The sequence below is a fragment of the Lentibacillus jeotgali genome (assembly GCF_000224785.1).
GTDB classification, from domain to species: Bacteria; Bacillota; Bacilli; order Bacillales; family Amphibacillaceae; genus Lentibacillus; species Lentibacillus jeotgali.
In genome coordinates this window covers 299140-312432 of record NZ_AGAV01000018.1, presented here as the reverse complement: position 1 = coordinate 312432, position 13293 = coordinate 299140, and the positions used below count along the sequence as shown (strand labels likewise).

Here is a 13293-nt window from a genome sequence, read left to right as displayed (position 1 = left end):
TGCGAGCGAGGAGGCTCGTGGTGAGCCCACGGAAAGCGAGTATATTCCAGCTGCGTGGTTAGAGATTCTCGCTAACTTCTGGGTTGTGTCGTAATTTATATCAACTGTAAGATAAATAATAGTAATCTTTACTGAAAGAGACAAAATCCATAAATCCAGATTACTTGAGTGCACAGATCCTAAACAAGTTCTTCAAGAATTTTGCTGGCTGTAAACATCTAGTATCCGCCAACATCAAACGTCTCTTTTATGCCCGTATCTTATTCAGCCAAACAACACCCATCCTCCATTCGCAGCTATCTTTCTCATGTCTTCATCCGGGTTCACGACAATCGGATATTTGACAAACTGAAACAATGGGACATCACTTTTACTGTCGGCATATGCCCATGTTTCCTCCGTCTCGTCTCCAGTCAGATTGCCCAGCCCCTTCTGGCATTCATGCTCGTGAATTTATGAATCAAGTCATAATGGGCATCCTTTGTACCCATCGCAACACGTTTCTGAAAAAACGCATTAAGTTCGGTTTGCGTCATGCCCTTAAACGACTTCGCAAAAGCTTTAAAAAATCGCATGCGAAACGCATTTTTGCCTTTAATCAGACCTCCAGCTGCCGCTTTAACAATACCTGTTCCAACCACGCTCCACTGTTTCCAGCCAAATGATTTATTTGCTGCTTGAAACATCACTTTAAATGAATTGCCCTGATACAGGGTGCCGTCAAAGCCTACTGTCACAACGCCCAGGGGTACCACCTCTTCATTTTATTGTAAGCTAGTCCGGTAAAAAAGTAAATATTCGGAAAAGAAGCAGCATGATCCGCGCGGTTAGAAATATGGCCGAATCCAGAAAAACTGTTGACAGCAATTAAATTCCGCTGTAAATTGGATATAATTATTCAATTTCATAGTGATTCTTTTTCTTATCCAGAGAGGTGGAGGGACTGGCCCTGTGAAGCCTCGGCAACAGACTTCAAAAGTACTGTGCCAATTCCAGTAAGCGTCAAGCTTTTTAGATAAGAAGCATCAGGTACTTGTTTACCCTCTTCTTATCCGGAAGAGGTTTTTTTGATTTATGGCGCTTTACTACATATCGGAGGAGGGATATCATGTCCTATCAGAAACACCATAGTGAAACAGTTTTTACCCAGATCGGCAACCGGAAAGAAGAAGCATTAAAAGCGGTCAGCACCCCGATTTACTTATCCACTTCCTACAGACACAACGAGATTGGGCATGGCAATGGCTACGATTATACGCGGACGGGCAACCCAACACGGGATGTTTTTGAAGAAGCAATGGCCAACCTTGAAAATGGCGACAAAGCATTTGCCACAAGCTCCGGAATGAGTGCGATTCAGCTTGTATTTTCGCTGTTTAGAAGCGGGGATCATGTCATAACTTGTCGTGATGTTTACGGCGGATCCTATCGCTATTTTGATTTGCTCGAACAAAAGCAGGGCTTTGCATTTACATACTGGATTGGCAGCGATGCGCACGAATTGCAAAAGCAAATCAAGTCAAACACGAAAGCGATCTATATCGAAACTCCGACGAACCCGCTCATGACAAACATTGATATGACAGCTGTTTCGAGTGTGGCCAAAGCGAATAATCTGCTTTTTATCGTGGACAACACGGTATATACGCCTTACCTTCAAAAACCGATTGATGAGGGGGCTGACATCGTGATCCACAGCGCCACCAAGTATCTTGCCGGGCACAATGACGTCCTGGCCGGTGTCGTTGTGTCCAAAGGAATGGAATTAAGTGAAGAGCTCGCTTATATCCACAATTCAACAGGATCAACTCTGTCACCATTCGACTGCTGGCTTGTCATGCGTGGCATGAAAACCCTGCCCCTCCGCATGCGCCAGCACGAACAGAATGCAAAACAACTTATGGAATATCTTGAATCTGAGCCGCTCGTCAGAAACGTACTTTATCCAGGCAAGGGTGGTATGCTAAGCTTTTTCCTAAAAGATGAAAATCGTGTGGTGCCATTTCTACGGGCATTAAATGTGCTCACATTTGCTGAAAGCCTTGGTGGTGTTGAAAGCCTGATCACCTATCCGGCAACACAGACACATGCTGAAATTCCCGTAGACGTGCGCAATTCATACGGCCTGACCAACGAACTTTTGCGGCTGTCAGTAGGGATAGAACATGCGGATGATCTGATTCAGGATCTTAAGCAGGGATTTGCCGCAGTGGAAAGGAAGAATGGATAGAGAATAAAGCGGGGTCTTACTGTCTGTTGAAGTCGGGATAAAGCAGTGATGTCCCTTTATTAACGAAAAACGCTTGTTCAAGTACCTGATTTTGTCTGTCTCTGTCACAATTAAAATGCTTAAATTGGTATATCCTAAAAGATGAATCACGCTTGTATAGAACAACTTGGAGGCACATTATGACAAACATCAATTCTCTCAACAAACAGTATATTGCCGGTACTTGGCGCGACGGTAGAAGCAACAATACGTTAACTGATAAAAATCCATACAATGGCGAGCGTATCACGCAATTCAAAATGGCCACCACAGAGGATGTCGATGAAGCTTACAAATCTGCTCAAGATGCAATGGATGAATGGAACCAGATCAACCCTTACAAGCAGCGTGACACGCTCGAAAATGCCGTCACGTACATTGAGGAGCATGAAGAGGACATCACTGATATCATTATTGACGAACTTGGCGGAACACGCCTAAAAGCCGCGTTTGAAATCGGGCTTGTTAAAGACATGATCAAGGAAGCCGCGACATTCCCGCTAAATAAGGAAGGTAAAATTCTGCCTTCCGTGGAAAATGGAAAGGAAAACCGTCTATATCGGATGCCAGCGGGTGTTGTCGGAGTCATCAGCCCGTTTAATTTTCCATTTTTCCTATCCATCAAATCGGTTGCTCCTGCAATCGGTGCTGGCAACGGTGTTGTGCTAAAGGCGCATGAGGAAACGCCTATTATGGGTGGAACACTGATTGCTAAAATTTTTGAAGAAGCAGGCGTCCCAAAAGGTTTGTTTAACGTCGTTGTCACAGATATCAACGAAATCGGGGACACTTTTGTGGAACACCCGATACCAAGAATCATATCGTTTACCGGCTCAACCAAAGTCGGCAGCCATATCGGCCAGTTAGCAGTGAAACATTTCAAAAAGCCGATACTGGAATTAGGCGGCAACAGCGCGTTCATTATCCTTGATGATGCCGACGTTGATTACGCAGTTGAGGCAGCAGCATTCAGCCGGTTTACACATCAGGGGCAAATCTGCATGTCCGCTAACCGCATCATTGTGCATCAATCCATTTACGACGAATTCATCACGAAATATAAGGAGAAAATTGCATCACTCAAAACCGGTGACCCGCGGGATCCGGACACCGTCATTGGCCCTGTTGTGAATGAAGGCGCGGCAGAAAACCTTAAAGCCATTATTGATAAAGGGATCGAACAAGGTGCTACGCCAATTTTGAAAGGCGACATCTCCGGCAATATGGTGGAACCAACCATATTGACTGATGTAACCTCGGACATGGCTGTGGCCCAAGAAGAGCTGTTCGGCCCGGTTGTCAGTGTGATGACATTTGAAACAGACGAAGAGGCAATCAAAATCGCCAATGACACCGAATTCGGATTGAGCGGTGCTGTTCATACATCCGACGGTGAACGCGGTGTTCAATTAGCCAAGAAAGTGCACACCGGCATGGTTCATGTGAACGACATTACGATCAACGACGAACCGATTGTCGCTTTCGGTGGTGAAAAGAAATCCGGTATGGGCCGATTGAATGGCGACTGGAGCCTGGAAGAATTTACAACGCTGAAATGGATCTCTGTCCACTATCAGCAGCGTGAAATCCCATACTAGGGAGATGAAAGACAGTGTCGTACAATCACGACACTGCATAGAATTACTCATTATCCTTTTTCCTATCACGTTTTGCTTTGACGCACCAGAGGGCTATCGCTGAAGTAGCCGCCACTGCACCACCGGCAGCAATCGGACCTTTCTTCAGCTTATTGTCCTCGGTGTAAAACGTATCTTTCAAAACCAAAGTCATGTTTTGTGGACGTTCAGCGAGACGGCGCATGAAATAGCCGAACCAGTCATCGCCAAACGGAATATAGGTGCAGAAGTTGTAGCCTTCATTTGCCAGCTTATTCTGCATATCATTCCGGAAACCGTAAAGCATCTGGAATTCAAATTTATCATGATCAATGTTGTGCTCATCAGCAAACGCTTTCAGTTCATTAATAATATGATGATCATGCGTACCGATGGAAGTGAACGTATCACCCGCGAGCCGCTGTTTGGCAAGCTCCAGAAAGTTGCGGTCGATATCCTGTTTTTCAGGATAGGCAACCTCCTCACTTTCTTTATAGGCCCCTTTGACAATCCGCAGCCGCACATTCTTCAGGTTTTCCATATCTTCCTCTGCGCGGTAAAGATATGATTGAATGACAGTCCCGACATTATCATAGTCTTTGCGAAGAGCCTGCAGCACTTCCAGCGTCTGGTCATAGTGCGAATAGTCCTCCATGTCGATGTTCACAAAAATATTATATTGCCTGGCGATATCGAGAATTTCTCGCATATTCTCAGTACAGTACGCCTGGTCAATGTCCAATCCGAGCTGGGTTAATTTAACTGACAAATGGCAATCCACATTTTCCTCATGGATCGTATTAAGCAGCCTGATGATTTTATCTTTCGCCTCGCCTGCTTCCGTTTTATCGGAAACAAACTCCCCCAGGTTATCAAGCGTACAGCTGATGCCCTGATGATTCAATTCTTTAACCGCTTCCATAACACTTTCAACGGTAGTACCGGCAACAAACTTATCAGCACCCAGGGAAAATCCCCATTTTTTTGCCTGTGTATTCAAAAATCGATTATTTGATAGTCCGATGAAAAAATCGCGCATTACATTTGCCATGATGAAAACTCCCCCGACTTCATTTACAATGGATAGTGTTTAAACAATTGCTAATACTAGAAGATAATTCTATTATACTATAAACAGAGTGAAAAAATAAAATGGAAGTTATAGATATTCAAATGACTGTATTAAGGGCTTCTGGTAAAATTAAGCCTAATGACTCGTAAAAGGAGATTTGACAACATGGCAAACAATTTAAGATTACGCGCACTTGAAAAAGATGATTTAACATTTCTGCACAAACTATTCAACAACCCGGATGTCATGAATTACTGGTTCAGTGAGTCTTATATGTCCATGGAACAACTGAAAGAAAGCTTTGACAAAGATAAGGACAACCCGAAAAACCGTGAATTCATTTTAACAGATGGTGAGAAGCAGCTAGGGTTTGTCGGACTGTTTGACATAGAGCAGCGCCACCGGAATGCGGAATTTGCGATCATGATCGATCCCGCCCATCAGGGAAACGGTTATGCAGGGATGGCGACTAAACTGGCGATGGATTATGCGTTTTCCGTCCTTAACCTTCATAAACTTTACTTAATTGTATCAAAAGTAAACGAAAAGGCCGGTCATGTTTATGAAAAAGCAGGCTTTCAGGTGGAAGGTAAGATGATTGAACACTTTTTTATCAACGGGGCGTATCATGATGGCATTACGATGAGTATTTTTCAGCGGGATTATTGGAAGATGACATAAAATAAGTTACAAAACTGCCGGTGTATAAACCGGCAGCTTTTCGAATGTCAGTGATTCGGACGGTGCCGCTTATTGCGTTTATTATCCAAATTGAGAAATTCCCGATCTTTCGCGAACTCCACATCAGGATCAGGTTTTTGCTTATTAAATCTGTTCTTATTGTTCTGTGTATTCTTATCTTTATTGCGGTTCTTGTTTTGTTCGGACATATGACTTTCCTCCTATCATGTCGTATCACATACTTATTTTCCCCGCCGGTCATCATGTTATGACAAAACGTCTAAGATTTAACAGAATTATTCGTAGGACTTATTGACATTTTTATAATATTCGTATACCTTTTATACTATATTTACATAAAGGGGGAGGATTGACATGGGAGAGTGGCTTGCGAACATAAGTGGTCAAATAAGCGGCTTCGTCTGGGGGTTACCGCTGATTATCCTGTTAGTGGGAACCGGTTTATATTTAACGGTACGATTAGCGTTTTTTTCATTTCGAATGCTTCCATATGCATTGAGTATTACGTTTAAAAAACATGACAAAGAATCCACAGGGGATATCTCCCATTTTCAGGCACTCATGACGGCGCTTGCTGCAACGGTTGGAACTGGTAACGTTGTTGGGGTAGCAACAGCGGTGGTAGCCGGCGGTCCTGGTGCCGTTTTTTGGATGTGGATCACAGCCCTTGTCGGAATGGCAACGAAGTATTCCGAGGGCGTACTCGGGGTAAAATATCGGCAGACGAACGACAAAGGTGAAATGTCTGGTGGGCCGATGTATTATATTGAAAAAGGCCTGGGACAAAAATGGCTGGGTATGATTTTCGCCTTTTTCGCCGTCTTTGCAGCCATCTTCGGAATCGGCAACATGATTCAGGCAAATGCTGCTTCAGATGTTGCCCAGGATGTGTTTAACATTCCGCTTTGGGCAACCGGTCTAATATTTGCCATTCTCGTCGGGCTTGTCATCATCGGCGGCGTTAAAAGTATCGGTCGGACAGTTAGTATTCTCGTTCCTGTCATGGTCGTGTTTTACCTGATAGCCGGCTTTATTATTATTTTTACGAATATCGATATCGTACCACAAGCTTTCGGGTTAATTTTCAGTGATGCCTTTACCGGCCAGGCCGCTGCTGGAGGTGCTATTGGAACAGTTATCCGAATGGGGGTTGCCCGCGGTTTGTTTTCTAACGAAGCAGGTCTGGGTACCGGCGGAATTGCCGCTTCAGCTGCCCGTACAGACGTCCCGGCGCGCCAGGCACTCATTTCCATGACTCAAGTCTTTATCGATACCATTATTGTTTGTACGATTACAGGACTTACACTGACAATGGCTGACTTGTATACGAGCGGTGAAGAAGGTGCTGCGCTCACAGCATCGTCATTTGAAGCACTGCTGCCTGGATATGGTGAGATTATCGTTGCAGTGACGCTTTTAACATTTATCTTCTCGACTATTGTAGGTTGGGGCTATTTCGGTGAGAAATGTTTCACTTACTTGGTAGGAGATAACTTAACCTTACTTTACCGGGTTATCTTTGTACTGGCAATTATCCCGGGAGCTACGCTGTCGCTGGAAACCGTATGGAATCTGGGCGACATTTTCAACGGCTTAATGGCCATACCTAACTTGATCGGCCTCTTATTCTTATCGGGAGTCGTTGTTAAGGAAACGAAACGGTTTAATGCAATACGGTCCGCCGAAAAGAAAAATGCCGCATAGTAAGACGTGTACGGAGCGCCTTGTTCCCTTATGGGGCGGGGCGCTTTCCAATGCCATTTCAGCCTCATTTTCCAATTAAAACTGCTGTTGTCCCTCGATATGCATCTAATTGAGCGTCATCCTGAAATGACTTTTATCATACATTTTAAACAAGCTCCACGATTATACTTCAGAGAGGAGAAAAATGATAATGAATCATGACCTTGAAAATAGCGGTCGAAATCCAACCATTTTAGAGGTGCTCATTTTACTTGTTTTATTCCTGGCAATCGCCTTTTCATTCACCGGTATTTTTAATTTGTCCATTCAATTGGCATTATTTATCGCATTATTTTTGGTCATTTTGCTGGGGCTGAGGCTGGGATATAAGTACGATGATTTACAGGAAGCGCTGAAAAACGGCATCTTCAATGGATTGGAAGCCGTATTAATTTTAATCGCTGTCGGGGCACTCATCGGCACCTGGATCGCAGGCGGTATTGTACCGAGCATTATTTATTTTGGTCTGGAATTTATTCATCCAAGCATATTCTTATTAGCCACTGTCATCCTTTGTGCCATAACATCACTGGCAACAGGAACATCCTGGGGAACCGCCGGAACAGCGGGGATCGCCATGGTTGGTGTCGGAGAAGGATTGGGCATGCCGCTCCCGATGGTTGTGGGGGCTGTTCTTTCAGGTGCCTACTTTGGCGATAAGCTGTCACCGTTGTCCGACAGCACCGTCCTGACTGCTTCGATTACGAAGGTTAACATTGTTGAACACATCAAATCACTGCTCTATGTCAGTGTGCCGGCACTCATTATCAGCGGCACCGCTTTTACAATTGTAGGTTTTACGTATACAGCCGATAACGTGGACTTAAGCAGAGTGAATTCGATTATGACAGCGATCGGCAACGAATTTAATGTCAGCTGGATCATGCTGCTCCCTGCTGCTATCGTCATCGTTTTATTAGCCATGAAAAAACCCGCTTTTCCGACGATTGCATTCGGTGCTTTACTCGGCGCCGTTTGGGCGTCGATATTCCAGAACATGGATTTCGTTTCGGCTTTAGGCACCGCCTATGACGGATTCAGTCTGCAATCCGGCAATGAATTTATGGATGAACTGTTGAACCGCGGCGGCATTACGAGCATGGTCGGGTCGGTGATGGTCATCATCCTCGGACTTGGGTTTGGCGGTTTATTGAATTACATCGGCGCACTGCAGGTTCTTGTTGATTCGTTTACAAAATTCATTAAGAATACTGGCCGTCTATCGGTTTCAACGCTTTTGACCGGATTTTTATCCAATGTGTTTGGCTGTGCCATGTATGTTTCGTTAATCTTAACGCCAAAAATTATGGAGAAGAACTATGACCGTCTGAACGTTGACCGGCGTATTCTTTCTCGGAATACGGAAGTGGGCGGCACATTAACATCAGGGATGGTCCCATGGTCTGATAACGGCATATTCATGGCCGCAATGTTCGGGGTTCCAGTCCTGCAATATGTGCCGTTTCTGTGGCTGAATTTTGCCGCAATCGTCCTTGTGATCATTTACGGCTATACGAATAAATTCATTTGGTATACTGCGCAGGATTCGGAAGGCACACAGACAACATAGCGAAAAGCACCCCATTTAATAAAGCGGGGTGCTTTTTTGTTCGGCGAATTGGATGGTAATTTTAGGTATAACACTTTCCAGTATTGGGTGTCGCGCGATATGATGCAGCTGTCGCGCGAAATTAGATCTGTGTTGCGCGAAATAGTGGCTTGTCGCACGATATTTCATGTTTGTTGCGCGATGTCAAGACCGCGCCGCTCGAAATTCCTCGTTTGCTGCGCGAGTCCTTCCCATGCGTGAAGCTTTCTTCCCCGCATCACAAAGGTTACAATAAATTAGGAAAGGAGTTCAGCCATGACACAATATAACCAGCTGCCTGAGCCAATCAGACATTTAATAGATGATAATCGAAATACCTATCAAAACAATGAATTCAGCGACCTCATCCGTGAAGGCGGATACGTGCCGCCTGAAGAGAATCTTTTGACAGATGCCATCACGGCCTTAAGCATGGGAAAAAATGTGCTGCTGAAAGGCCCGACCGGTTCAGGTAAAACACGATTTGCCGAGACGTTGTCCAATTTGTTTAATCAGCCAATGTTCAATGTCAATTGCTCGGTCGACTTAGACGCGGAAAGCCTGATGGGGTTTAAAACGCTCGACTATGAAGACAACAGACAAATCATTGACTTTGTGCCCGGTCCTGTTACGAATGCGATGAAGAACGGAACATTTCTATATATCGATGAAATTAACATGGCTAAGCCAGAGACGTTGCCGCTCATTAATGGCGTTCTGGACTACCGGCGCACCATCACTAACCCGTTCACCGAGGAAATTATTACTGCCAAAGATGGTTTTGGTGTCGTTGCCGCGATCAATGAAGGCTATGTCGGGACGGTCCCGCTCAATGAAGCCCTGAAAAACCGATTCGTCGTTATTGATATTCCTTATTTGCAAGGTAAGCAACTGAAAGAACTGATTCAGAACACCAGCCGTCTGGAGGATGGACGGACAATTGACTTGTTCGTACAGCTTTCCGAAGATCTGATTCAGGCGGTAGCCCAGGGCAAGCTGGCAGAAGATGCCGCATCAGTCCGCGCATTGATTGATGCTTGTGACCTGAGTGCGATGATCCCGCCAAAAAGGGCTATTCGCCGCGCCATTGCAGATAAACTAGACGAAGATCGGGAAAAGGAATTCGTCATGACCATGACTGAAACGCTCTTCAGCTAAAATTGGGGTGGGTATTAGAGTGTTACACTACCTCGAATAGGAGAATTTGTATGTTTCGATTCCGTGAAACCAATATCGATACCCGACTATACCTGCAGTTACAGGATCTGGCATCGGTGCTCTCAGGGATTCCTGAGTTAAAATTTGACTATGCCTATGGGTCAGCGATCGATAATGAACAATATAAACTAACTGCAAGTGCCAATTGGGGGATTGGCAACGCCAAAGCCAAGGAGGCTGGACTCAAAACGGATATCCTGTTGCGGACGGTTGGAACGTTGCATCATTCTGATATTCAGACAATGCAGCAATTTATGGAAAATATGTCCGAATCAGGTCTCCCGAAATTTGCCGGTCAGCTATTCACACTGTTTGAAAATATTCGGCTTGAAGAAATCGTCAAAAAGCAGCGTCCCGGGACAGCGGGATTATTTACGATTCGCAGAGACTACTTAAACCGGTATTTTACCCAGCAGCTGGAGGCAAATGTGACGCGGAGTCTCTCCCTTGATGAATTATACTGTCTTGTTTATTTGCTGACACAGGCTAAGACACCCGATCCTTCATTCCCGGCGGCCAATGACAGACAAGTTAAACAGCTGGAGAGACTAAAACCGATGATTTTTCAGTTATTTGACGCCGGCAGTACAAGCGATATAGTCCGAATTACTGAACAGATCGTCTTTCGGCTGGAATCTGATTATACCGACATGGTGCATGAATATGTCATACTTCCAATCGCCAACCTTTCCAGCTATACAGAAAAAAATGCCTTTGATGAGCTAACCCGCACCGACTCGCTTGCCAATGAAAGCCTTGAGGAGGATGTCAGTGAGGAAGACAGTGAAACATTCGAACAGCAATTTTCCACCTGGCACGGCGAAAACGAAAATGCCGACCGCAAGCAAAATTTCATGCAGTTTGAATTGGAACAAGGTACACGCTCAAGCCTGATGGGTGAAGGCGCCCGCGAAACCGAGGAAGGCGACCAGGCTATGGCCGCCATGCAGGGTGCATCAGGAAAAAGCGAGCAAAATGATTATTCTGAGATGGAAGCCATGGAAAAACGCCAGGACAATCAGAACACCGAGTCTGCCGGCGGTGCCTATGGCCGGGAAAATCAGTACGCTGTTAAGGTGATTAAAAACGCTGAAGCACCGACTGATGCAGATGTAAAGCTATATCACCAATATGCCGACGAAATCGCACCTTATCAGCGCCGGCTTTCGAAAACAATTGAAAAAATGCTAGAGCATAAACGGCAATCACCCCGAAGCAACTTGACGACCGGCCGTTTGTCAAAAAAACTGGTATCAGCGGCAACCGAAGAATTTCCACGGCTTTTCTATAAAAAAGATGAAGAATCAAAGGAAATGGATGCTGCCTTTACCCTGCTCGTCGATTGCTCAGCCTCCATGCTGAATAAGATGGAAGAAACCAAAAAAGGAATTGTCCTGTTCCATGAGGTACTGAAAGATTTGAAAATCCCCCATTCCATCATCGGTTTCTGGGAAGAAGCAACAGCAGTAAAAGATCAGTTCCAGCCCAATTATTTTCATGTGATTCATTCCTTTCGTGACTCGCTTTATCAGAACAACGGCGCGAAGATTATGCAGCTGGAAGCCCAGGAAGATAACCGCGATGGTTACAGCATCCGTGTCGCAGCCGAGGAATTGGAAGCCCGGAGTGAAAAGAACCGCTTCCTGCTTGTTTTCTCAGACGGCGAACCAGCCGCATCGAATTACAATGAAAATGGCATCGTGGACACGACCCTTGCTGTTTCCGAGACCCGCAAAAAAGGTATGGATGTTATCGGCATGTTTCTAGCAGAAGGCCACATCAGCGAACAAGAAGACGAACTGATGCGCAACATTTATGGTAGAGAGCGTATCATGATTCCGACAGTTTCCGAATTGCCGGAACACTTTGCTCCCCTGCTGAAGAGATTGCTGTTGAAAATGCTGTAAGTAGAGGGTTGTCTTGCACGAGTTGAGGCTGCTCTCGCTCAAGTTAGAGGCACGCTCGCACGAGTTGGGAACGTTCTCGCACAAGTTAGGGGTGCTTTTGCACGAGTTAGGAGCGCTCTCGCACGAGTTGAGACTGGTCTTGCACAAGTTTGAGGCACTCCCGCTCAAATTTGAGTAGCTACCGCACGGGTTAGACCCGCTCCCGCTCAAGTTTGAGGCTGTAACTATACGTCTCCCTTGCGCCGCCTCTTCCCAATCACTTGCTCCAGGGCCCCGGTTCCCATAAACACACCACACAAGATCAGGAAAAAACCGGCAGCATGATTCAAGGTAATTGTTTCATTTAAAAAGATTGCCGAGCCGGTGACTGCGAAAAGCGTATTCAGATTGATGAAAATCGCCGATTCGGCGGGCCCGACTTTTTTAATCGCATGATTATACGTCATGTGACCGAATGCTGTCGCCAATACAGCACTGAATAAGAAAACGGAAGCGAGCTGCCAGTCAATCAATCTGGTAATCTCCTGAACCCCCGATCCAAGCGCCTGGCTCGCCAGAAAGATAAACACAGCACCAATCACAAGCATATAACCCGTAGCGAGCCTTGCGTCAAACGTCGGTTTCAATTTGCTTATCAAAACAAAACTAAACCCTTGGACCAACACACCCAAAAATACGATAAAATCGCCCAGTGATATTCCTGTCAGCTCCCCTGTCCCGGTCATCGTCGTCAGAACGACACCGACAAATCCTAGTACAAATCCAAAAATGCGCAGCCACGACATACGCTGACGCAAAATAATAAAAGCCATCATCACCGTGATAAGCGGGTTCATTCCCAATATCAGTGACCCATTAATGCCGCTTGTTATCTCCAGACCAATCGCAACAAGCGAATGATGCAAAATAACATTAAAAATCGATATGTAAAAAATAATGAGCCACTCATGCTTGTACGGCAGCCTGAATATCCCCATCGCAGAACAAATCACTAAAACGGCAACTCCTGCTGTCATTACCCTAAAGGCGGTTAATAGCATCGGATCGATCGCATCAACCAGCACTTTGATTGCCGATACATTCAGCCCCCACATCAGCATGACCAGTAATAAAAGCGTATAAATCCTGACCATAAATTAATTCACCCAATTTCCAAGCAGACTTAAACTATTATAATA

The 13293-nt window shown here is 45.2% G+C and carries 11 protein-coding genes and 1 riboswitch; of the genes, 7 read left to right on the top strand and 4 right to left on the bottom strand.

Annotation, left to right across the window (positions count from 1 at the left end; all coding sequences use genetic code 11):
* Window positions 1-413: 413 nt before the first annotated feature.
* Window positions 414-737 (bottom strand): HAD family hydrolase, encoded by a 324-nt coding sequence (locus ON01_RS15515; RefSeq protein ID WP_010531998.1) that lies wholly within the window; start codon window positions 735-737, stop codon window positions 414-416.
* A 182-nt stretch (window positions 738-919) separates the two neighbouring features.
* Window positions 920-1022, top strand: a riboswitch (SAM riboswitch).
* A gap of 86 nt (window positions 1023-1108) precedes the next feature.
* On the opposite strand from ON01_RS15515, the gene ON01_RS15510 reads away from it, so the two are divergent.
* Entirely contained in the window at window positions 1109-2230 is a 1122-nt protein-coding gene (locus tag ON01_RS15510) for a PLP-dependent transferase (RefSeq protein WP_010531997.1), read from the top strand.
* Window positions 2231-2409: 179 nt separating this feature from the next.
* The gene (locus tag ON01_RS15505) at window positions 2410-3867 is read left to right on the top strand and encodes an aldehyde dehydrogenase family protein (RefSeq protein ID WP_010531996.1); all 1458 of its coding nucleotides are present in this window, start codon (window positions 2410-2412) and stop codon (window positions 3865-3867) included.
* A 43-nt stretch (window positions 3868-3910) separates the two neighbouring features.
* Here the strand turns inward: ON01_RS15505 and ON01_RS15500 are convergent, their stop codons facing one another.
* A complete protein-coding gene (locus ON01_RS15500) occupies window positions 3911-4936 on the bottom strand; it encodes a proline dehydrogenase family protein (protein WP_010531995.1) in 1026 nt (341 codons plus the stop codon).
* Window positions 4937-5122: 186 nt separating this feature from the next.
* Here ON01_RS15500 and ON01_RS15495 point away from each other — a divergent pair, with 186 nt between their 5' ends.
* Window positions 5123-5638: a GNAT family N-acetyltransferase gene (locus ON01_RS15495; protein ID WP_010531994.1), complete on the top strand. Its 516-nt coding sequence runs from the start codon at window positions 5123-5125 to the stop codon at window positions 5636-5638.
* A gap of 47 nt (window positions 5639-5685) precedes the next feature.
* Here ON01_RS15495 and ON01_RS19630 read toward each other — a convergent pair whose 3' ends face one another.
* Window positions 5686-5847, bottom strand: a complete 162-nt coding sequence (locus ON01_RS19630; protein WP_010531993.1) for a hypothetical protein — start codon at window positions 5845-5847, stop codon at window positions 5686-5688.
* 166 nt (window positions 5848-6013) lie between these two features.
* Here ON01_RS19630 and ON01_RS15490 point away from each other — a divergent pair, with 166 nt between their 5' ends.
* The 4 genes from ON01_RS15490 (at window position 6014) to ON01_RS15475 (ending at window position 12115) form a co-directional block, all read left to right on the top strand.
* Window positions 6014-7363 carry an alanine/glycine:cation symporter family protein gene (locus ON01_RS15490; protein ID WP_010531992.1) on the top strand — a complete coding sequence of 450 codons (1350 nt, stop codon included), beginning with the start codon at window positions 6014-6016 and terminating at the stop codon, window positions 7361-7363.
* 142 nt (window positions 7364-7505) lie between these two features.
* The gene (gene nhaC, locus ON01_RS15485) at window positions 7506-8972 is read left to right on the top strand and encodes a Na+/H+ antiporter NhaC (protein ID WP_280990996.1); all 1467 of its coding nucleotides are present in this window, start codon (window positions 7506-7508) and stop codon (window positions 8970-8972) included.
* Window positions 8973-9266: 294 nt separating this feature from the next.
* Window positions 9267-10148 (top strand): ATP-binding protein, encoded by an 882-nt coding sequence (locus tag ON01_RS15480; protein ID WP_010531990.1) that lies wholly within the window; start codon window positions 9267-9269, stop codon window positions 10146-10148.
* A 50-nt stretch (window positions 10149-10198) separates the two neighbouring features.
* A complete protein-coding gene (locus tag ON01_RS15475) occupies window positions 10199-12115 on the top strand; it encodes a vWA domain-containing protein (RefSeq protein WP_010531989.1) in 1917 nt (638 codons plus the stop codon).
* Between the two features lie 224 nt (window positions 12116-12339).
* Here ON01_RS15475 and ON01_RS15470 read toward each other — a convergent pair whose 3' ends face one another.
* Window positions 12340-13248, bottom strand: a complete 909-nt coding sequence (locus ON01_RS15470) for a DMT family transporter (RefSeq protein WP_010531988.1) — start codon at window positions 13246-13248, stop codon at window positions 12340-12342.
* Window positions 13249-13293 lie beyond the last annotated feature (45 nt).